At 73.4% G+C, this 21,090-nt stretch carries 18 protein-coding genes; all 18 read left to right on the forward strand.

The features are described from left to right. The first annotated feature begins 13 nt into the window (after positions 1-13). Complete coding sequence (gene mraZ / locus TBIS_RS07000; RefSeq protein ID WP_013131649.1) at positions 14-445, forward strand: division/cell wall cluster transcriptional repressor MraZ; 432 nt, start codon at positions 14-16, stop codon at positions 443-445. Between the two features lie 217 nt (positions 446-662). Continuing rightward, positions 663-1,646, forward strand: coding sequence for a 16S rRNA (cytosine(1402)-N(4))-methyltransferase RsmH (gene rsmH, locus TBIS_RS07005; protein WP_013131650.1), 984 nt, complete (start codon positions 663-665; stop codon positions 1,644-1,646). Continuing rightward, positions 1,643-2,275 carry a cell division protein FtsL gene (ftsL, locus tag TBIS_RS18095; RefSeq protein WP_013131651.1) on the forward strand — a complete coding sequence of 211 codons (633 nt, stop codon included), beginning with the start codon at positions 1,643-1,645 and terminating at the stop codon, positions 2,273-2,275. The genes rsmH and ftsL overlap by 4 nt, the downstream gene beginning before the upstream one ends. A gap of 449 nt (positions 2,276-2,724) precedes the next feature. Continuing rightward, positions 2,725-4,455, forward strand: a complete 1,731-nt coding sequence (locus TBIS_RS07015; RefSeq protein ID WP_241019917.1) for a peptidoglycan D,D-transpeptidase FtsI family protein — start codon at positions 2,725-2,727, stop codon at positions 4,453-4,455. 66 nt (positions 4,456-4,521) lie between these two features. Then, positions 4,522-6,096, forward strand: coding sequence for a UDP-N-acetylmuramoyl-L-alanyl-D-glutamate--2,6-diaminopimelate ligase (locus tag TBIS_RS07020; protein WP_013131653.1), 1,575 nt, complete (start codon positions 4,522-4,524; stop codon positions 6,094-6,096). A gap of 84 nt (positions 6,097-6,180) precedes the next feature. Further along, positions 6,181-7,548, forward strand: coding sequence for a UDP-N-acetylmuramoyl-tripeptide--D-alanyl-D-alanine ligase (locus TBIS_RS07025; RefSeq protein ID WP_013131654.1), 1,368 nt, complete (start codon positions 6,181-6,183; stop codon positions 7,546-7,548). A gap of 41 nt (positions 7,549-7,589) precedes the next feature. Continuing rightward, positions 7,590-8,618 (forward strand): phospho-N-acetylmuramoyl-pentapeptide-transferase, encoded by a 1,029-nt coding sequence (gene mraY, locus TBIS_RS07030; protein ID WP_050760641.1) that lies wholly within the window; start codon positions 7,590-7,592, stop codon positions 8,616-8,618. Next, entirely contained in the window at positions 8,603-9,991 is a 1,389-nt protein-coding gene (gene murD / locus TBIS_RS07035; RefSeq protein WP_013131656.1) for a UDP-N-acetylmuramoyl-L-alanine--D-glutamate ligase, read from the forward strand. The genes mraY and murD overlap by 16 nt, the downstream gene beginning before the upstream one ends. Then, complete coding sequence (gene ftsW / locus TBIS_RS07040; protein WP_013131657.1) at positions 9,988-11,304, forward strand: putative lipid II flippase FtsW; 1,317 nt, start codon at positions 9,988-9,990, stop codon at positions 11,302-11,304. Before murD ends, ftsW begins: the two co-directional genes overlap by 4 nt. 1 nt (position 11,305) lies before the next feature. After that, positions 11,306-12,385 (forward strand): undecaprenyldiphospho-muramoylpentapeptide beta-N-acetylglucosaminyltransferase, encoded by a 1,080-nt coding sequence (gene murG / locus TBIS_RS07045; protein WP_013131658.1) that lies wholly within the window; start codon positions 11,306-11,308, stop codon positions 12,383-12,385. Continuing rightward, positions 12,382-13,800 (forward strand): UDP-N-acetylmuramate--L-alanine ligase, encoded by a 1,419-nt coding sequence (gene murC / locus TBIS_RS07050; protein ID WP_013131659.1) that lies wholly within the window; start codon positions 12,382-12,384, stop codon positions 13,798-13,800. The genes murG and murC overlap by 4 nt, the downstream gene beginning before the upstream one ends. Further along, the gene (locus TBIS_RS07055; protein WP_013131660.1) at positions 13,797-14,462 is read left to right on the forward strand and encodes a cell division protein FtsQ/DivIB; all 666 of its coding nucleotides are present in this window, start codon (positions 13,797-13,799) and stop codon (positions 14,460-14,462) included. The genes murC and TBIS_RS07055 overlap by 4 nt, the downstream gene beginning before the upstream one ends. A 225-nt stretch (positions 14,463-14,687) precedes the next feature. Further along, positions 14,688-16,190 (forward strand): cell division protein FtsZ, encoded by a 1,503-nt coding sequence (ftsZ, locus tag TBIS_RS07060; protein ID WP_013131661.1) that lies wholly within the window; start codon positions 14,688-14,690, stop codon positions 16,188-16,190. Beyond that, positions 16,187-16,936: a YggS family pyridoxal phosphate-dependent enzyme gene (locus TBIS_RS07065; protein ID WP_013131662.1), complete on the forward strand. Its 750-nt coding sequence runs from the start codon at positions 16,187-16,189 to the stop codon at positions 16,934-16,936. Before ftsZ ends, TBIS_RS07065 begins: the two co-directional genes overlap by 4 nt. 126 nt (positions 16,937-17,062) lie before the next feature. Next, positions 17,063-17,590 (forward strand): cell division protein SepF, encoded by a 528-nt coding sequence (locus TBIS_RS07070; RefSeq protein WP_013131663.1) that lies wholly within the window; start codon positions 17,063-17,065, stop codon positions 17,588-17,590. A gap of 82 nt (positions 17,591-17,672) precedes the next feature. Next, complete coding sequence (locus TBIS_RS07075) at positions 17,673-17,960, forward strand: YggT family protein (RefSeq protein WP_013131664.1); 288 nt, start codon at positions 17,673-17,675, stop codon at positions 17,958-17,960. 49 nt (positions 17,961-18,009) lie between these two features. Continuing rightward, a complete protein-coding gene (locus TBIS_RS07080; protein WP_013131665.1) occupies positions 18,010-18,879 on the forward strand; it encodes a DivIVA domain-containing protein in 870 nt (289 codons plus the stop codon). A gap of 49 nt (positions 18,880-18,928) precedes the next feature. Beyond that, complete coding sequence (locus tag TBIS_RS07085; RefSeq protein ID WP_013131666.1) at positions 18,929-20,743, forward strand: hypothetical protein; 1,815 nt, start codon at positions 18,929-18,931, stop codon at positions 20,741-20,743. The last annotated feature ends 347 nt before the right edge of the window (positions 20,744-21,090 follow it).

Raw genomic sequence — 21,090 nt, forward strand, 5'->3', positions numbered from 1 at the left:
CGGGGGGTGGGCGATGTTCCTGGGAACCCACCACCCACGCCTTGATGACAAAGGACGGCTGTTCCTCCCGGCGAAGTATCGCGAGGAGCTGGCGGAGGGTCTGGTGATAACCAAAGGCCAGGAGCGCTGCCTCTACGTCTTCCCGGTAGAGGAGTTCCGGCGCATCACCGAGGCTCTCCGTGCCGCGCCGCTCACCGCGAAGGCGGTGCGCGATTACAGCAGGGTCTTCTTCGCCAGCGCTTCCGACGAGAAGCCGGACAAGCAGGGCCGGATCACGATCCCCCAGAGCCTGAGAGAGTACGCGGGCCTGGAGCGCGACTGCGTGGTCATCGGGGCGAACACGCGGCTCGAGATCTGGGACGCCAAGGCGTGGGAGACCTATCTGGCCGCACAGGAACAGGCGTTCTCCGAGCTGTCCGAGGAGGTGCTGCCGGGGATCCTGTGACGCTGACCAGTGAACGTGAGACCCGTCGATGACGTTCGGCGAGGTCTCCACCCGCTCCCGCGTGGGTTCTGATGCACCTTCCCCGGTGTCAGAGGCCACGCACCGGGAAGCGGATGGGGGCCTGGCCGCACGGGTCGGCTCGTTGAGAGCCCGCATGGGTGGGGTCCGTTGCGTGGTCATCGACGGCAGCCGCGGTCCGCAGCGCTGAAGCGGCGATATGGGGGTACGAGGGGCGTTGGCGCAACATCCGGGACAGGTGAACGGTCACGTTCCGGTCATGCTCGGTCGCGTGCTGGAGTTGCTCGCACCGGCGCTGACCGGACCGGACCCGGTGCTCGTCGACGCCAACGTAGGCCTGGGCGGCCACGCCGAGGCGCTGCTGAAGGCACATCCCGCGCTGCACCTCATCGGGATCGACCGCGACCCCACGGCGATCGAGCGCTCCACCGCACGGCTCGCACCCTACGCGGAACGGGTCACGCTGGTTCACGCGGTCTCCGATGAGCTGCCCACCATCCTCTCGCGCGCCGGGCGCCCGCGCATCAACGGCGCCCTGTTCGACCTCGGCCTCTCCTCCCCGCAGATCGACGAGGCGGCGCGAGGCTTCGCCTACTCGTACGACGCCCCCCTCGACATGCGGATGGACCCGGGGCAGGAGCTGACGGCCGCCGACGTGGTCAACGGCTACTCCGTCGCCGAGCTCACCCGCATCCTGCGCGAGTACGGCGAGGAGCGGTTCGCCGCGCGCATCGCGAACGCCATCGCGAGAGAACGCGCGCGTTCCCCCATCACCACGACCAAGCGGCTCGCCGATCTCGTCCGTGACGCGATCCCCGCCGCCACGCGCCGGACCGGGGGTAACCCGGCAAAGCGCACCTTCCAGGCGCTGCGCATCGAGGTGAACCAGGAGCTCGCCGCGCTGGAGCGCGCGCTCCCCGCCGCCCTCGACGCGCTGGCGGTCGGCGGGCGCGTCGTCGTGCTCGCCTACCACTCGCTGGAGGACCGGCTCGTCAAGCGGGTCCTCGCGGAACGGAGCACCGAGAGCGGTCCCCCCGGGCTGCCGGTCCCCCTGGAGGCGCACCTGCCCACGTTCCGTCTCCTGACCAAGGGAGCCGAGCTTCCGGATGACGAGGAGGTGGCCCGCAACCCGCGGGCCGCTTCGGCACGTTTGCGGGCGGCAGAGAGGATCCGCGAGGGATGAGGATAGAGCAGGAGAACAGGAGGACCGCGGAGCGGGCGCCGCAGGGCGGCGGCCGTGTGCGGTCCGCGGCGGTCAAGGAGCCGTTCGCCGGGAACGGCCGGCCCACCCGGGTGCCCGGACGGGCGGGGGCCACGGCCGCCGCCCGGTCCCGCGGCCGCACCGGGGGCGCCGCGGTCAGGGGACGGGTGCCCGCCGGAGGCGCCGCGTCCCGGGGTCCCGCCGCGGGATCGGCCGGGAGGCGTATCGCGGCCACGGGCGCCGGCCGCACCGTCCGCCCGCCGGCCGCGCGCCGGCCGGCGCAGGCGAGGCCCGCGCTCCAGCGGCCGCCGAAGGCCCCGTTCGTGCTGCTCATCGCCGGACTGCTCTGCGGCGGCCTCGTCACCCTGCTGCTGCTCAACACCGTGCTCGCCCGGGACTCCTTCAAGCTGAACGACCTGCGGGCGAGCATCAACGAGCTCCAGGAGCTCGCGGCCGCTCAGGAGAACCAGCTCCGCGAGCGGAGCCAGCCCGGGCACCTCGACGAGGCCGCCAGGCGGCTCAACCTCCGGGAGGACGACTCGCCGCCGATGTTCCTCACCCCCGGGCCCGCGGATGAGCCGGAGACCGGCCGGGAGGGCGTGCTCCGGTGAGGGACGGCGGCCGGAACCCGGGTCCCGGCCGCGGTGGTCCTGGTTCGCGCGGCGGCAGAGGTCCGGGCGGCGGCCGGAGGCATCCGGGGACGCCGGGCAGGCCGGCCCGCTCCGAGGGTCCTCCCCGGCCGCACCGGCCGGATCGCGCCGCGCCCCCGCACCCGCCGTCCGCCGGACGGGACGACCTCGCCGGGCGCCGTGGCGGCACGCCTCCGCGCCCCGGGGAGCCCACGCCCCGCCGCGGCCCGCGACCCGAGCCGGGCGGGCGGGTACCGCCCGGCCGCGGTGCGCGGCAGCCGGGTTCCGGGGCACGCGCGGCCGGGCCGCGGCGGCCGGTCGCCCGGACCGCATCGGGTGGGCGGCCGCCGGAGCGGCGGCCCCGCTGGCCCTGGCCGGCCGGCCCGGACCGGCGCCGGTCCCGCGCGCCGGAGCCGCCCCGCCAGCCCGCCGTGCTGCGGCTGGGGAACCCGGTCCGGCGGCTGAACGCCGGGCTGATCGCGATGGCGTTCGTGCTGTCGATCTTCGCCGGGCGGCTGGTGCAGCTCCAGGGGTTCGACTCCAAGGTGCTGCAGGCGAAGGCGGCGCAGCAGCGCGTGCAGCCGGAGACCCTGCCGGCGCGGCGGGGGTCGATCACCGACGTGCACGGGCACGAGCTCGCCGTGACGGTGGACGCCCGGGAGATCTACGCCGACCCGAAGGTGATCGACCCGGCCCAGCGCGACCAGATCGCCGAGACGCTCGCGGCCGAGCTGAGCAAGCCGAAGGAGGAGATCGCCGCGAAGCTGGCGCGGACCTCCTCCCGGTACGTGGTGCTCGCGCGCGGGGTCGAGCCGCTGCGGGCCAAGCGCATCCTGGGCTTCGGGTTCAAGGGGGTGGGCGCCAAGCACTCCTACCGGCGGCTCTACCCGGGCGGCACGCTCGCCGGGAGCCTCATCGGGTTCGTGGGCACCGACGGCTACGGCCTGGAAGGGCTGGAGAGCGCGTACAACCACGTGCTCGCGGGCCGGGACGGCCTGCAGAGCATCGAGATCGGCCGGGACGGGCAGCGCATCCCGATGACGCGCAGCGAGCGCCGCCCGCCGCAGCCGGGCCGGGACGTGCGGCTCACCATCGACCGGGACATCCAGTGGGCCGCCCAGAAGGCGATCGCCGAGCAGGTGAAGGCGACCGGCGCGCGCAGCGGCAGCGTCATCGTCATGGAGGTGCGGACCGGGCGGATCGTCGCCATGGCGAACGCCCCCGAGCCCGACCTGAACAACTGGCAGGACGTCCCGCCGGAGCAGCGCGCCAACCGCGCCGTCTCCGAGGTGTTCGAGCCGGGGAGCACGAACAAGGTGATCACGGCGGCCGCCGCGATCGAGGCGGGCGTGGTCACCCCGGAGACCGTGTTCCGGGTGCCCGACACCATCCAGTGCGCCGACCGGCGGCTCAAGGACTCCCATCCGCACCCGACCGAGCGGCTCACCTTCACCGGGGTCATCGCCGAGTCGAGCAACGTCGGCACGATCATGGCCGCGGAGCGGGTGGGCAGCCAGCGCCTGTACGAGACGTTCCGCGCGTTCGGCTTCGGGGAGCGGAGCGGCTCCGGCCTCCCCGGCGAGGAGGCCGGCCTGCTGCCGGAGTGGCAGACCTGGTCGGGGAGCCAGCGCTGCACCATCGCGTACGGCCAGGGCATCTCGGTGACCGCGCTGCAGATCGCGAGCGTCTACCAGACGATCGCCAACGGGGGAGTGCGGGTGACCCCGACGATCGTCGCCGGCATCACGGACGAGCGCGGCCGGCTGGTGCCCGCGCCGGAGCCGAAGCGGACCCGGGTGGTGAGCGAGCAGACCGCGCGGCAGGTCACGATGATGCTGGAGGCCGCGGTCGGCAACGACGGCACGGGCACGGCGGCCGCGATCCCCGGCTACCGGGTGGCGGGCAAGACCGGCACCGCGCTGCGGTATGACGAGAAGTGCCAGGGGTATTGCGGGTACACCGCGACCTTCGTCGGGTTCGCTCCCGCGGACGCGCCGCGGCTGGTGGTGCTCGCCGTGATCCAGGATCCGAAGAAGGGCCGGTACGGCGGGCGGATCGCCGCGCCCGTGTTCCGGGACGTGATGACGTTCGCGCTGAAGACCAAGAAGATCCCGCCGACCGGGACGAAGCCGCCCCGCGTGGCCCTGCGCGCGGGCGGGTGAGCGCCCGGGTGACCAACGGGTGACCAAAAGAAAGGGTACGCTCACGCCGTGCATCCCCCGACATCGATGCGTCCGGCAGCCGTCGAGGCCCGCCCGATCTCCGGGCTGGCCGCGCTCCTCGGCGTGCCCTCCGCAGTCCACCCGCCTCATCCCCGGGGCACCCGGGGAGTGATCACCGGGATATCGATCGACTCGCGCCGCGTGCAGCGCGGCGACCTGTACGTGGCCCTGCCGGGCAGCACGGCGCACGGCGCCGACTTCGCCGCGGAGGCGAGCGCCGCGGGCGCCGTCGCGATCCTGACGGACGCGGCCGGGCGGGAGCGCGCTGTCGCGACCGGGCTGCCCGTGCTCGTCGTGCCCGATCCCCGGGCCGTGCTCGGGCGGGTGGCCGCCTGGGTGTACGGCAACCCGACCGCCGACCTGACGATCATCGGCGTGACCGGGACCAGCGGCAAGAGCACCACGACCTTCCTGACCGAGGCGGGCCTGCGGGCGGCCGGCCACCGCACCGGCCTGATCGGCGGGGTGGAGATCCGGGTGGGGGACCTGCGGTTCCCCGCGCGGCTGACCACCCCGGAGGCGAGCGAGCTGCAGGCCCTGTTCGCGCTCATGCGGGAACAGGGGGTCACCGCGGCCGCGATGGAGGTGTCCAGCCACGCCCTCGCTTTGGGGCGGGTGGCCGAGATCATTTACGATGTCGCCATCTTCACCAACCTCTCCCAAGATCATCTTGACTTCCATCGCGACCTCGACGACTACTTCGCCGCCAAGGCGCGGTTGTTCACCCCGGACCACTCCCGGCTGGGCGTGGTGAACATCGACGATCGGTACGGCCGCGAGCTCGCCGAGCGGGCGAAGATCCCGATCACCACCTTCTCCCCGTCCGGCGACGCCGACGCCGACTGGCGGGTGGCGGACGTCCGCCTCGGCGCCGACGGGAGCGTCTTCCGGGTCGTCGGCCCGGGCGGCGTGGAGACCGACGTGAGCGTCGCCCTCCCGGGCGCCTTCAACGTGGCCAACGCGCTCGCCGCGCTGGTCGCGCTGGTGGAGGCGGGCGTGCCCGTCCCGGCGGCGGTGGCCGGCATCGGCATGACGACCTGCGTCCCCGGCCGCATGGAGCGGGTCCCGGGCCCGGGGGACATCCAGGTGTTCGTGGACTACGCGCACAAGCCCGCCGCGGTCGAGTCGGTGCTCCGCTCGCTCCGCGCGGTGATGGGCTCCGGCCGCCGTCTCGTGATCGTGGTGGGGTGCGGCGGCGACCGCGACCGGGGGAAGCGGCCGCTCATGGGAGAGGCGGCCGCGCGGCTCGCCGATGCGGCGATCTTCACGAATGACAACCCCCGGAGCGAGGACCCGCTCGCGATCCTCGCCGCCATGCTCTCCGGGGCGCTCCGGGTCCCGGCGGCGGAACGGGCCCACGTGATCGTGGAGCCGGACCGGGCCGCCGCCATCGACCTGGCGATTTCCACTGCCAGGTCCGGAGATGTGGTACTTGTGGCGGGTAAGGGGCACGAGCAAGGTCAGTATGTCGGAGGCCGGGTCATCCCCTTCGACGACCGTGAGGTGGCCGCGCAGGCCATCGCGCGACGAGCCAGGGCGCACGCGGCCGGGCTGGTCGGCGAGAGGGCCGGCGGTGGGTGAGACGGCCACCGAGACGACGTGGGCGGGCGCGCGACGCCCCGCGCGCCGCCGGTGGAGTGGCGTGAAAGAGAGCAGGACAGACGCATGATCCCGTTGCCGCTGGCGCGGGTGGCCGAGATAACCTCGGGCGCCCTGAACGGCCTGGCCGACCCCGAGGCCGTGGTCCGAGGTCCGGTTGTGATCGACTCGCGGGCCGTGGAGCCGGGCTCGCTGTTCGCGGCCATCAAGGGGTCGCGGGCCGACGGCCACGACTTCGCCCAGGAGGCCTGCGCGGCCGGGGCGGTGGCCGTGCTCGCCTCCCGGCCCGTGGACGCACCCGCCGTGATCGTGAGGGACGTGGTCGCCGCCCTCGCCGACCTGGCGGCCGCCGTGGTGGCCGAGCTGCCGTCGGTGACCGTGGTCGGCGTGACCGGATCCCAGGGGAAGACGACGACCAAGGACCTGCTCGCCGGGCTGACCGAGCGGATCGGCCCGACGGTCGCGCCGGTCGGCTCCCACAACAACGAGATCGGCCACCCGCTCACCGTGCTGAAGGCCGATGAGCGCACCCGGTTCCTCGTCCTGGAGCTGAGCGCGCGGAACGTCGGGCACATCGCCTACCTCACCCGGATCGCCCCGCCCCGGATCGGCGTCGTGCTCAACGTGGGCGCGGCCCACATCGGCGTCTTCGGCGGCCGGGAGGCGATCGCCAAGGCCAAGGGCGAGCTGGTCGAGGCGCTGCCCGAGGACGGGGTGGCCGTGCTCAACGCGGACGACCCGTACGTCCGGGAGATGGCCGGCCGGACCCGCGCCAGGGTGACCTGGTTCGGGCGCTCGGCCGAGGCGCGGATCCGGGCCGAGAACGAGACGCTCGACGAGCGGGGCCGCGCCTCGTTCACCCTGTGCACGCCGTCCGGATCGGCCCCGGTACGGCTCCGCCTGCACGGCGCGCACATGGTGCCCGACGCGCTCGCCGCGGCCGCGGTCGCGTACGAGCTGGGGCTGCCGGTCGTGGCGATCGCCGAGGAGCTCTCCCGGGCCGAGCCGCGCAGCCGCTGGCGCATGGAGGTGACCGACCGGGCCGACGGGGTCACCGTGATCAATGACGCCTACAACGCGAGCCCCGACTCGGTGCGGGCCGCCTTCGCCGCCCTGCGGGCCATGGGGGACGGCCGGCGGCGGTTCGCCGTGGTCGCGGCCATGCGGGAGCTCGGCGAGGCCGGTGCGGAGCTGAACGAGGAGTTCGGCCGGATCGCCGCCGGGTCGGGATTGGAGGCCCTGATCGTGGTCGGTGACGACGCCGGGCCGATCCTCGCCGGCGCGCCCGGCGCCATCCACGTCCCGGACACCGACGCGGCCGCCCGGGAGCTCGCCTCCCGGCTAGCCCCGGGCGACGTGGTGCTGGTGAAGGGGCCGCGCGCGGCCGGGCTGGAACGGGTCGCCGCCGCCGTTCTCGGGGGTGACGCCCGGTGAGGCTCATCCTCATCGCGGCGGCGGTCTCGCTGCTGCTCTCCATGGTGGGCACGCCCCTCGCCATCCGGATCTTCGCCAGGCGCGGCTACGGCCAGAACATCCGGGAGGAGGGGCCGTCCGGCCACTACGACAAGAAGGGCACCCCGACCATGGGCGGCACGGTGATCGTCATCGCGTCGCTCTGCGGGTACTTCACCGCCCACCTGGTCAGCATGGTGTCCTTCGACTCCGACCCGCCGACAGCGTCCGGGCTGCTGGTGCTGTTCCTGATGACCGGCCTGGCGGTCGTCGGCTTCATCGACGACTTCATCAAGATCTACAAGCAGCGGAGCCTGGGGCTGCGCAGCGGCGCCAAGGCCCTCGGCCAGCTCATCGTCGGCGCGGTCTTCGCCGCGCTGGTGATCCGGTTCCCCAACGCCTACGCGCTCACCCCGGCCGAGACCCGGCTCTCCTTCCTCCGCGACTTCGGGCCGTCGATCGGCATCATCGGCTTCACCCTCTGGGTGCTCTTCTTCATCGTCGGGTTCTCGAACGCGGTGAACCTCACCGACGGGCTCGACGGCCTCGCCACGGGCGCCACCTGCCTGGTCCTCGCCGCGTACGTGCTGATCGGCAACTGGCAGCTCCGCAACAGCTGCACCAGCGTCGGGTTCGGCCCCAACTGCTACTGGGTGCGCGACCCGCTCGACCTGGCCGTGGTCGCGGCGGCCGTGCTCGGCGCCTGCCTGGGCTTCCTGTGGTGGAACGCGCCCCCGGCCAAGATCTTCATGGGGGACACCGGGTCGCTCGCGCTCGGCGGCGTGATCGCCGGTCTCGCGTTCACCACCCGGACCCAGCTCCTGCTCGTGATCCTCGGCGGCCTCTTCGCGATCATCACCATGTCGGTGATCATCCAGGTCGGCTTCTTCAAGCTGACCGGCAGGCGGGTGTTCCGGATGGCCCCGCTCCAGCACCACTTCGAGCTCTCCGGCTGGGCGGAGACCACCATCGTGGTGCGCTTCTGGCTTATCGCCGCGCTCTGCGTGGCCGCCGGGCTGGTCCTCTTCTACGTGGAATGGATGCCGAAGTAGTGAGCGTCGTCGTCGCCGGACTGGGGGTCTCCGGCCTCGCCGCCGCCCGGGCGCTGGCGAGGCGGGGAGAGCGCGTCATCGTGCTCGAGGGGAACGACGGGGAGCGGCAGCGGGCGGCCGCGGCCGAGCTCGCCCCGCTCGGCGTGGAGGTGCGGTTCGGCGAGCCCGAGCTCCCCGAGGGCGCGTCCCTCGTCGTCACCTCCCCCGGATGGCGGCCGGACCACCCGCTGCTCGCCGCGGCGGCCGCCGCCGGGATCGAGGTGATCGGCGAGGTGGAGCTCGCCTGGCGGCTGCGCGGCGACGGCGCGGCCCCCTGGCTCGCGCTCACCGGCACCAACGGCAAGACCACGGCCGTCCGCATGCTCACCTCGATGCTCACCGCGGCCGGCCTCAAGGCCCTCGCCGTGGGGAACGTGGGCGTCCCCATCGTCGAGGCGGTGCGCGAGCCGTACGACGTGCTCGCCGTCGAGCTGTCCAGCTTCCAGCTCCACTGGTCGTCGGGCATCGCCCCGCTGGCGGCCGCGGTGCTCAACGTGGCGCCGGACCACATCGACTGGCACGGCTCGCTGGAGGAGTACGCGGCGGCGAAGGCGAAGATCTTCCGCAACGCGCCGACCGTGATCTACAACGCGGACGACGAGCGGTGCGCCCGGCTCGCCGAGCCGTACCGCGCCGCCGGGCGCCGGGTGGTGGGCTTCACCCTGGGCGCGCCGCGGCCCGGCCAGCTCGGCGTGGTGGAGGACCTCCTCGTCGACCGGGCGTTCGTGCCCGACCCGCGGCACACCGCCGAGGAGCTCGCCACGCTCGCCGACGTGCGCCCGCTCGCCCCGCACAACGTCGCGAACGCGCTCGCCGCCGCTGCGCTCGCCCGGGCCCACGGCGTGCCCACCGGCGCGGTACGGCGCGGCCTGGCCGAGTTCGTCCCGGACCCGCACCGCATCGCCCACGTGGCCCGGATCGGCGACGTCGACTACGTGGACGACTCCAAGGCCACCAACCCGCACGCCGCGGCCGCCTCCCTGTCGGCGTTCCGGTCCGTGGTGTGGATCGCCGGCGGCCAGCTCAAGGGCGCCGACGTCGACGACCTGGTACGGCAGGCGGCCGGGCGGCTCCGCGGCGTGGTCCTCCTCGGCGCCGACCGGGCGCGGATCCGGGAGGCGCTGGAGCGACACGCCCCGCACATCCCCGTGGTGGAGGTGCCCGGCCAGGACACTGGAGTCATGGATCGCGTGGTGACCGAGGCCGCGAAACTCGCCGCCCCCGGCGACACCGTGCTCCTCGCCCCGGCGGCGGCCTCCTACGACATGTTCGCCGGCTACGCCGCGCGCGGCGACGCCTTCGCCGAGGCCGTGCGCCGGCTGGCGAAGCGGTGACCGCCCCCGCGGCCGGGAGCGAGCCGGGCCTGATCCGCACCCTGACCGGCTCCTTCCGGGAGCTGCTCGCCCGCCCGCTGACCTCGTACTACCTGGTGCTCGGCAGCAGCGCGCTCCTGCTCGCGCTCGGCCTGATGATGGTGCTCAGCGCGTCGAGCATCGAGGCCCTGCAGCGCACCGGCAACCCCTTCTACTGGTTCGCCAAGCAGTCGATGTCGGCGGCGATCGGCATCCCGCTGATGTGGATCTGCTCCCGGCTGCCGCCGCGGTTCTTCCGCCTCGCCGGGTACCCGGTCATGGCGCTGTCGCTGCTCGGCCTCGTCATGGTGATCTTCGTCGGCGAGGAGCTGCTCGGCGCCCAGCGGTGGATCACCGTCGGCCCGTTCTCCATCCAGCCGTCCGAGCCGGCCAAGCTCGGCCTGGTGCTCTGGGGCGCCGACGTGCTCGCCCGCAAGGCGCGCGGCCGGTACATCGAGTGGCGCCACCTGCTGCTCCCGCTGATGCCCGGTACGGCGCTCCTCGCCGTGATGGTCATGTTCGGGCGGGACCTCGGCACCACGATCGTGCTGATGCTGATCTTCCTGTCCCTGCTGTGGGTGGTCGGCACGCCGGTCCGGCTGTTCCTCGGCATCCTCGGGCTCATCCTGCTCTCCAGTGCCGCTATGATCATCGCCGAGCCGTACCGCTTGGAGCGGCTGAAGAGCTTCCTCGACGTCTGGAGCCACGCCCAGGACGGCGGTTACCAGGCCGTCCAGGGCCTGATCGCGATCGGGTCGGGGGGCTGGTTCGGCATCGGCCTGGGGGGCAGCCGTCAGAAGTGGAACTGGGTCCCCCACGCGGAGAGCGACTTCATCTTCGCCATCCTGGGGGAGGAGCTCGGCCTGATGGGCACGCTCATCGTGGTCGCGCTGTACGGCCTGCTCGGCTACGCCGGGCTGCGCATCGCCTCCCGGATCGACGACCCGTTCATCCGGCTCGCCTCGGCCGCCACGGTCGCGTGGATCACCGGGCAGGCGATCGTGAACATCGGCGCGGTGATCGGCGTCCTGCCCATCACCGGCATCCCGCTGCCCCTGGTCTCGTACGGGGGCTCGGCGTTGTTGCCCATGCTCGCCGCGCTTGGCATGTTGTTGTCGTTCGCCAAGCGGGAACCCGGCGCCGCCGAGGCGCTGGCGGCGCGAGGCCCTGGATTCGCCGCCCGGGCTCTAAGCTGGCTTGGCTTGGGTGGCCGCCCGAAGCGTGACGGCACGGCTACGCCGGCGCAGCCGCGGCAGCGTCGGGCGGCGATTCGGACGACTCAGAACAGGGAGTGACATGAGGGTGGTCCTCGCCGGCGGCGGGACGGCCGGCCATATCGAACCGGCACTGGCGCTTGCCGATGCGCTACGCGAGATCGACTCGGCGATCGGGATCACCTGCCTCGGCACCGAACGGGGCCTGGAGACCCGGCTGGTGCCCGCCCGCGGCTACGAGCTCGAGCTCGTGCCGGCCGTACCGCTGCCACGCTCGCTCACACCGCAGCTCCTCACCGTCCCCGGCCGGCTCGCCGGCGCGATCGGCGTCGCCGGCGGCATCCTCGACCGGGTCAAGGCCGACGTGCTCGTCGGCTTCGGCGGCTACGTCGCCACCCCCGGCTACCTGGCGGCGCGGCGCCGGGGCATACCGATCGTCGTCCACGAGGCGAATCCGCGGCCCGGGCTCGCCAACCGGCTCGGCGCCCGGCTCACCGAGCACGTCTTCACCGGGCACCCCGACACGCCGCTGCCGAACGCGCAGTACATCGGCATCCCGCTCCGCCGGGACATCGTCAACATGGACCGCATGGCCCTCGGCGACAAGGCCCGGTCCTACTTCGGGCTGGAGTCCGATCGGGTCACGCTGCTCGTGTTCGGCGGCTCGCAGGGCGCCCGCTCGATCAACAAGGCGGCCCTCGACGCGGCGCCCCGGCTCCGTGAGGCCGGCATCCAGGTGCTGCACGTGATCGGGCCGAAGAACACCGTCGAGAAGGAGCCCCCGCCGGGCGACCCGCAGTACGTCATCCTGCCGTACATCGACCGGATGGACCTCGCCTACGCCGCCGCCGACTTCGTGCTCTGCCGCAGCGGCGCGCTCACCTGCGCCGAGCTGACCGCCGTGGGGCTGCCCGCGGCGTACGTCCCGCTCCCGCACGGCAACGGCGAGCAGCGGCTCAACGCCCAGCCGATCGTCCAGGCCGGCGGCGGGATCATGGTGGAGGACGCCGAGCTGTCGGCGGACTGGATCATCGAGACGCTGCTGCCGATCCTCAACGACCCGGAGCGGGTGGTCGCCATGTCGGAGGCCGCCTCGCGCATGGGCCGGAAGGACGCGGACGTGGCACTCGCCAGGAAGGTTCTGGAGATCGCGTCCAAATGAGCCTGGTCAAGCCCGTGGACCCCGTCCCGGCCGCCGAGCTGGGCCGGGTCCACTTCATCGGCATCGGGGGAGCGGGGATGTCGGGCATCGCCCGCATCCTGCTCAAGCGCGGCGTGCGGGTCTCGGGGAGCGACGTGCGCGACTCCGCGGTGCTCGCCGAGCTCCGCGAGCTGGGCGCCACCGTGCACATCGGCCACGCCGCCGGGAACGTCGGGGACGTGGACACGGTCGTCGTCTCCACGGCGATCCGGGACTCCAACCCCGAGCTGCAGGAGGCGCGCCGCCGGAACCTGCGCGTGATCCCCCGGGCCGCGGCGCTCGCCGCCGTGATGGAGGGACGGACCGGCATCGCGGTGGCCGGGACCCACGGGAAGACCACCACCACCTCGATGCTCACCGTGGCGCTGCAGAAGTGCGGCGCCGACCCGTCGTACTGCGTGGGCGGCCTGCTCGCCACCACGGGCCTCGGCGCCGACGACGGCGCCGGGGACCTGTTCGTGGCGGAGGCCGACGAGAGCGACGGGTCGTTCCTCATGCTCCGGCCCGCCATCGCGATCGTCACGAACGTCGAGGCGGACCACCTCGACAACTACGGCGACGTGCGGGCGGTGCACGAGAGCTTCGCCCGGTTCGTGGAGCGGGTCGGGTCGCTGCTCGTGCTCTGCGCCGACGACCCCGGCTCGGCCGCCCTCGCCGCCCCGGCGCGCGAGCGCGGTCTCACCGTCGTCACGTACGGCGAGTCCGCCGGCGCCGACTACCGGACCGTCGACGTCGTGCCCGAGGGCCTCGGGGTGGAGTTCGCGGTGGCGGCGGGCTCGCCCGGCCCCGGGTGGCCGCTCCGGGTGCGCCTCGCCGTACCGGGCCGGCACAACGCGCTCAACGCGACCGCGGTGATCGCCGTGGCCGACCGGCTCGGGCTGCCGCTCGGCGAGGTCGCGGCGGGCCTGGCCGCCTTCGGCGGGGCCAAGCGCCGCTTCGAGGCCAAGGGCGAGGCGGGCGGCGTGGCGGTGTTCGACAGCTACGCCCACCACCCGACCGAGCTCACCGCGGACCTGCGCGCCGCCCGGGAGGTGAACGCCGGCCGGGGCCGCGTGATCGCGGTGTTCCAGCCGCACCTGTACTCGCGGACCAGGTTCTTCGCCGACGCCTTCGGCGCGGCCCTGGGGCTCGCGGACGAGGTGATCGTGCTCGACGTGTACGGCGCGCGGGAGGACCCCGAGCCCGGGGTCACCGGCGCGCTCATCGCGGAGCGGGTGCCGCTCCCGGCCGACCGGGTGGTCTACGCCCCGGACCGGGAGAGCGTGCCCGCCCTCGTCGCCGGCCGGGCGCGTCCCGGGGACATCGTGCTCACCATGGGCGCCGGTGACGTGACCGAGCTCGGCCCGCGGATCGTGGAGGAGCTGGCGGCCCGGTGATCCCCGCCCTGCGGCGAGCGGCGCTGGTGATCCTGCTCACCGGCGCGGTGGCCGGTGCGGCCGCCTGGGTCGTGTTCTTCTCGCCCCTGCTCGGGGTGCGCGAGATCGAGGTGACCGGGGGTTCGGCGGCGCTCGCGGAGCGGGTCCGCGCCGCCGCCGGGGTGCCCACCGGAACCCCGCTCGCCGCGGTCGACCTCGGCGAGGTCGAGCGCCGGGTGCGCGGCGTGCTCGAGGTGGAGTCGGCCCGCGTGGCGCGCGGATGGCCCGGCACGCTCCGGATCTCCGTGGTCGAGCGGACCCCGATCGCCGTGATCCCCGCGGGCGACCGCGTGCTGGTGGTCGACCGGTTCGGCGTGGTGCTCGGCCGGGTGGCCAACGCGCCGCGGCTTCCGGTGCTGCGGGGCGGACCGGACCCCGGTGATCCCGCGGTCCGCGCCGCGCTCAGCGTGCTCCACGCGCTCCCGCCCGGCCTGGCCGCGCGGGTGGCCGAGGTGCGCGCGCCGTCGGCGAAGTCGATCACATTGCGGCTCGCCGATGGCCGTACAGTGCTGTGGGGGGATGCGAGGCACGCGGCTCAGAAGAGCAGAAACCTCGCCTCCACACTCAGCAAGCCCGGAACCTTTTACGATGTCAGCTCACCGCGGGTGGTGACGGTGAAATGACACGTCTCACATTCCGCGAGGCCCGGCATCGCGCGAAAAGGACAGTGCGCGACACGCCGGGCGGCATTGCGGCGCGGTTAGTTGACCCGTGGGGATGGGCGACCCTACTGTCCGTATCAATCCTCAGGTTGACATAACTCTAAATCTCAACTTGAGGGTGAGAGTTTACGTAGTCAGCGCGGGCATTGCCCGCTAGGAAACGCAAGAGCGGAAGGGCCCCTCGTCGTGGCAGCACCGCAGAACTACCTCGCGGTCATCAAGGTCGTCGGCATCGGCGGCGGCGGTGTCAACGCCGTCAACCGGATGATCGAAGAGGGACTCAAGGGCGTCGAGTTCATCGCCATCAATACGGACGCCCAGGCGCTGCTGATGAGTGACGCCGACGTCAAGCTCGACGTCGGCCGTGAGCTCACCAGGGGCTTGGGCGCAGGCGCCAACCCGGAAGTGGGCCGTAAGGCGGCCGAGGACCACCGTGAGGAGATCGAAGAGGTCCTCAAGGGCGCCGACATGGTCTTCGTCACCGCCGGTGAGGGCGGCGGCACCGGCACCGGCGGCGCACCCGTCGTGGCCAACATCGCCCGGTCCCTCGGCGCGCTGACGATCGGGGTGGTCACCCGGCCGTTCAGCTTCGAGGGCAAGCGCCGGGCCATGCAGGCCGAGGCGGGCATCGAGGCGCTTCGCGAAGAGGTGGACACGCTGATCGTCATTCCCAACGATCGGCTGCTGTCGATATCGGACCGCCAGGTCAGCGTGCTCGATGCGTTCAAGGCGGCCGACCAGGTGTTGCTGTCGGGTGTGCAGGGCATCACCGACCTGATCACCACCCCGGGTCTGATCAACCTTGACTTCGCCGACGTCAAGTCGGTCATGTCCGGGGCCGGGTCGGCCCTCATGGGCATCGGCCAGGCCAGGGGGGACGACCGCTCCGTCGCCGCGGCCGAGATGGCGGTGTCGAGCCCGCTGCTCGAGGCGAGCATCGACGGCGCCCACGGGGTGCTGCTCTCCATCGCGGGCGGCTCCGACCTCGGCCTCTTCGAGGTCAACGAGGCGGCGCAGCTCGTCGCCAACGCCGCGGCGCCGGACGCGAACATCATCTTCGGCACCGTGATCGACGACGCGCTCGGCGACGAGGTGCGGGTGACGGTGATCGCCGCCGGCTTCGACGAGCCCGTGCACAAGAAGTCGTCGAACGTCACGCCGATGCCCCGGTCCCAGCAGCCCTCCCGGCCCGCCGTGCCATCGCGGCCGAGCGTGACGCTCACCTCGCCGACGCGGTCGGAGCAGCGGTCCGAGCAGTCCTCCGCCGAGCCCGCGGAGCGCTCGGAGCCCGACCCGGCCGGGCGGCTCTCGTCGCGCCAGACCACCGGGACGGCCCCGGCGGCCGCGCCGGAGCCCGCATCGGGCGCCGCCGTGTCGGTCCCGGCGCAGGCGGCACCGGCGGATCCGCCGCTCTCCGCCCCGGCGGCGCAGGAGGCGGATCCGGAGCCGGCCGACAAGGCGCAGCCTGCCGCGGCCCAGCAGGAGAAGCCGGTCGCGGCGCCGTTCCCCCGGGAGCCGGAGGACGGCAGGACCGAGGCGGGCACGGCCACCGGGCCGGTGTCGATCCCGCGGCCCACGCCCGAGCCGCCGACCCCGATCACCTCGCGGATCGGCCAGCCCGGGCCCCGGCGCCCGGTGGTGTTCGAGGAGCAGGAGGAGGAGCTCGACGTGCCGGACTTCCTCAAGTGAGCTCCCATCCGTACGGCACCGGAACCGTCGCGGAGGCCGAGCGCCGGGAGGAGCTCGCCTCGGCCCTGGCCCGGGTCGAGCAGCGGATCGAGGAGGCCTGCCGGGCCGCCGGGCGGCGGCGCTCCGAGATCACGCTGATCGCGGTGACCAAGACCTACCCGGCCTCCGACATCCGGCTCCTCGCCGGGCTCGGCGTGACGGACATCGGGGAGAACCGCGATCAGGAGGCGTCGGCCAAGGTCGCCGAATGCGCCGATCTCGACCTGACCTGGCACTTCATCGGCCAGTTACAGACCAACAAGGCCCGGTCGGTGGTCCGGTACGCCGATCTGATCCACTCGGTGGATCGTTCCCGCCTGGTGACGGTGCTCAGCCGGGAGGCGGTGCGGGCCGGCCGTGAGGTCGGCTGCCTCGTGCAGGTCTCGCTGGATCCGCCCACGCCCGAGGGGACGAGTGGGCGGGGCGGGGCCCGGCCGGAGGAGGTGCTCGACCTCGCCGGGCAGATCGCGGCGGCCGAAGGGCTCCGCCTGCGCGGGGTCATGGCCGTCGCACCGCTCGGCGGGGACCCGGCCGAGGCGTTCGCACGGCTACGGGAGATCGCGCGCGCCGTCCAGGCCGAGCACCCGGACGCCGGGATCATCTCCGCTGGCATGAGCGGCGATCTGGCCGAGGCGATCGCGTGTGGTGCGACACACGTGCGGATCGGTACGGCGTTGCTCGGCCGCAGGAAGACCTTCGTCAGGTAATGTCCCCCAAGTGGACCTTGAACATCTCCGATAGAGGCCGTCAGCGGGAGCTCCAAGGTGACGGCTGCCGCCTGGCCTGCCCCGACGGACCTTGACGGCACGCACGACGCGGGAGGACGACGAGCGATGGCCGGCGCGATGCGCAAGATGGCGGTCTACCTCGGTCTGGTGGAGGACGACCGCTACGAGGACAGGTACTCGGGCGAGTTCGCCGACGAGGAGTACGGCGACGGCGACGCCGAGGAGTACGAGCAGCCGCGGCGCGGCTCGAGGGCCTCTGAGGCGCACGCGGCGGAGGCCGCCGGCGAGGACGCCGCCGCGGCCGAGCCCGCCGCCCATGCGCAGAGCCCCGCTCCCGAGCGCCGGACCGCGGATCTGGCGCGGATCACCACCGTCCATCCCCGCAGCTACAGCGAGGCGCGGATGATCGGCGAGCACTTCCGGGCGGGCACGCCGGTCATCATGAATCTGACCGAGATGGCTGACAGCGATGCGAAGCGCCTCGTCGATTTTGCGGCAGGTCTCATCTTCGGCCTGCACGGCACCATCGAACGTGTTACGAACAAGGTGTTCCTGTTGTCCCCTGCCAACGTCGAGGTGACCGCCGAGGACAAGGCCCGAATCGCTGAACGCGGCTTCTTGAACGAGGGTTAGAGTTCCACCATGAGCAATGACCGGTTGAACGGTACCCGAGAGGACCGGAGGCAGCGGAACCGGATGGAAGCGGGGCTGGACAGTGGCGATCGTTAGAGAGCTCTTGATCTTCGCCCTGACCATCTATCTGCTGCTGCTCATCGGCAGGATGATCTTCGACATGGTCCTGGCGTTCGCCCGCTCCTGGCGCCCCACCGGGGTCGTCCTGGTGCTGGCGGAGGCCATATACACGGTGACCGATCCCCCGCTCAAGTACCTCCGCCGTTTCATCCCGCCACTCCGGTTGGGTACGGTGGCGTTGGACCTGAGCTTCACAGTGTTGTTCATTGTGGTCTTGGTCTTGATCCAAATTATGTCCGCGCTTCGCTGATCGGGTACCGTCCCGCCGGACAGACTCCAAGCGCGCCAAGGAGACCCAGATGCCATTGACGCCCGCTGATGTGCGGAACAAGCAGTTCAGTACCACCCGCCTCAGGCCGGGGTACGACGAGGAGGAGGTCGACGCGTTCCTCGACGAGGTCGAGGCCGAGCTCGACCGCCTGATCCAGGAGAACGAGGAGCTCCGTGCGAAGCTGGCCGAGTGCCTGCGGGGCAAGGTACCGGGAGGCGTCAACGTGCCCGGCCAGCAGATGCAGCAGATGGCCGCGGCCCCGGTCGCGGAGCCGAAGCCGGAGATGATGCCTCCTCAGGCGGAGCCGAGGGCCCCGGAGCCGGCCCGTCCCGAGCCGGCGCCCGCCGGGGTGGGCATGCCGCCCGGCGAGGACAACATGGACACCGCGGCCCGGGTGCTCGCGCTCGCCCAGCAGACCGCGGACCAGGCCATCGCCGACGCCCGGCGGGAGGCCGACGAGACGGTGACCCGCGCCCGGCGCGAGGCCGATGACATCCTCAGCAAGGCCCGCCGCCAGGCCGAGCAGATCATCAGCGACGCCCGGGCCCGGGCCGAGACCCTGGAGCGCGACGCCCAGGAGCGGCACCGCCAGGCCATGGGCTCGCTGGTGCAGGCCCGCGACGAGCTGGAGCGCAAGGTCGAGAAGCTCCGCAGCTTCGAGCGCGAGTACCGCAGCCGCCTCAAGCTGTACCTGGAGAACCAGCTCGCCGAGCTCAACGTGGCCTCGGAGAACACCGGCGGCTTCCCGGCCCCCGACACGGGCGCGCACGCCATGGCGCACACCGTGCCGCCGGGCGGCCAGCCGATGCAGGTGTCCCCGAACGTCTACGTGCAGGAACCCACCCAGCACACCGGTGGCTTCCCCGGGCCGGAGGGCCCGCACCCCGAGCGACGGTGAGCGGAACGCATTTCCCCCTGGCCGCGTGCGGTGACGTGGAGAGCCGATCGTGATCCTCGTCAGTGCGGCGCTGGTACTGGCCGCGATCATCCTGCTGATCGCGGGTGTGGTGCTGGCCACTCCCTTCCTGGTGATGTGGTCGATCGTGATCAGCGCCCTCGCCGCGGTCTGCCTGCTGATCGGGGTGCTGCTGCGCCGGCATGAGCTGTTCCCCGCCGGTGGGCGCACCGCCGGACAGGCTCCCGCCTCCCCACAGGGGACGTCGGTCGCGTCGTTCGCGCCGCAGGGAGTCCTGCCGGTCGGCGTGGCGCTCGGTGGAGCGCCGCCGATGGCCAGCCCGGTGGCGGTGGCACAGCCGGGAACGCAGCCGCCCTCCGCTCCGCCTGGGCGCCTCCAGGCGGCGGCGCCGACTCTCCGACCGGCGGCTCATGATGGCCGGGGTCTCGCCCCTGATGCGATCGTGGTGGTGATTCCGGGGCGCAGACGCTTCCATCTGCCGAGCTGCCGCCAGGTCGTGGGGCGCCAGGTGGAGGAGCTCACCCACGAGGAGGCCAGGGAAGAGGGGTTCACCCCCTGCACCGCCTGCTTGGCCGAGATCTCCGCCCACGCGGCGGAGGCGCGGGAAGCGGACGGCCGCGGGGCGACCGCCGTGACGCCGCCGACCGGCCGGGAACGGCCGGCCGACGAGACGGGGCCGCCGGACCGGGCGGCCGAGCCGGGTGGCTCCTCCCGGCCCGGGCAGACCGGCCACGGCCCGCGAGAGAAGGCGGACGAAGCGGCCTCGCCCGAGAAGGTCTCCCCCGAGGCGGAGACCGGCACGGCCCGCGAGGACCGGTCCGCGCCGGATGACGGCGGCGATCAGGCCACGGCGGAGACCCGCGTCACGGCCGCAGGCGATGCTCCGGTGACCGGCGGCACGACCGCCGGCAGCGCACAGGCGGAACCCTCGGCCGCACCACGGGAGGCCGCCGCAGCCGAGCCGGGCGCGTTCAGCTGGTTCCGGCCCAACGCGACCACGGCGGCCAGACCATCGGCCGAGAAGCAGGCATCGGGCGCTCCAGCCGACGCGGAGGCCACGGACGCCGCAACCCCGGCCGCACCGGACCCGGAGCAGGCCGGTGGCGGGCCCGAGGAGCCCGGTGACGCCCCGGACGCCACGGCTCAGCCGGACCGCCCCACGAATGAGGCGGCGGCCGCCGCGGCGGGGGAAACCCCGGGAACGTCCCGGCCCGTGACGCGGCCGGACGGTGGACAGAGCGCCGAGCAGGCCGCCGAGCCGGTGGCCGGCCAGCCCGGCACCGGCGATCCCGGAACCTACGACGAGGCGGACGACACGGCCGTGATCCCGGCGATCGCCCGCCCGCCCGCCCGGCCAGCCCAGGACCGCGACGGCCAGGGTGCGCCACCGCGCGCGGGCGGCGGCACAGGCCCACGGCAGGACGACCGGCCGACCTCCGATGACGCCGGCCCTTCGGCCGAGGCGGCGAGCCCGTCCTCCCCGAAGCCGGCAGAGCCGGCCCACGAACCGGGCCGGCCGGCGGATGGGACGGAGCCGGCCGGGAGCCCGGGATCCGAGCCCACGGGCAGCGTCGATCCCGCCTCGGATGCCCCGGAGGCACCGCACCGGTCCGAGGACGCGAGCGAGGAATCGCGGCCATCCGGCCAGGCCGAGGACGAGCCGGCCGCCGGGCGTGACCGCCTCGCCCCCGGCACGAGGGTGACGGTGATGATCGGCACCCGGCGCTACCACAGCACCGACTGCCCGCTCATCAAGGGGATGGGCGCGGACGGCGTGCAGACCATGACCGTCGAAGAGGCCGAGCAGGCCGGGCTGACGCACTGCTCGGTCTGCCAGAACGCCTGAACGTCCTTCCGCACCGCGCGGCCTTCCGGCCGCGCGCGGATCGGCGCCCGGGTCGGCCTTCGCCCGTGACGGCGGCAGAGCGCCGTCCGGGTTCCCGTCGGCGATTCCCCATGGCCCGGGCGGCACGCCCCGTACCACCGCCGATGCCCGCGTGATCGTCGAACCCTGCGGCGGTGTGGTCCTGCCGCAGGGATTCCAGGCTCGACTCCTGATCCCCCGGGCGCAGAAGCGCGCCATGCCGCGGACGGGCGCCCGGATTCCCCTTCACCGGTGACGGTACGAGCCGTTGGGCCCACCGGTGACCGTGCGGCGCACTGGCGTCTCCAGTGCCGATCTCCGCTGGTCCA

Origin of the sequence: Thermobispora bispora DSM 43833 (genome assembly GCF_000092645.1) — a bacterium.
Taxonomy (GTDB): domain Bacteria; phylum Actinomycetota; class Actinomycetes; order Streptosporangiales; family Streptosporangiaceae; genus Thermobispora; species Thermobispora bispora.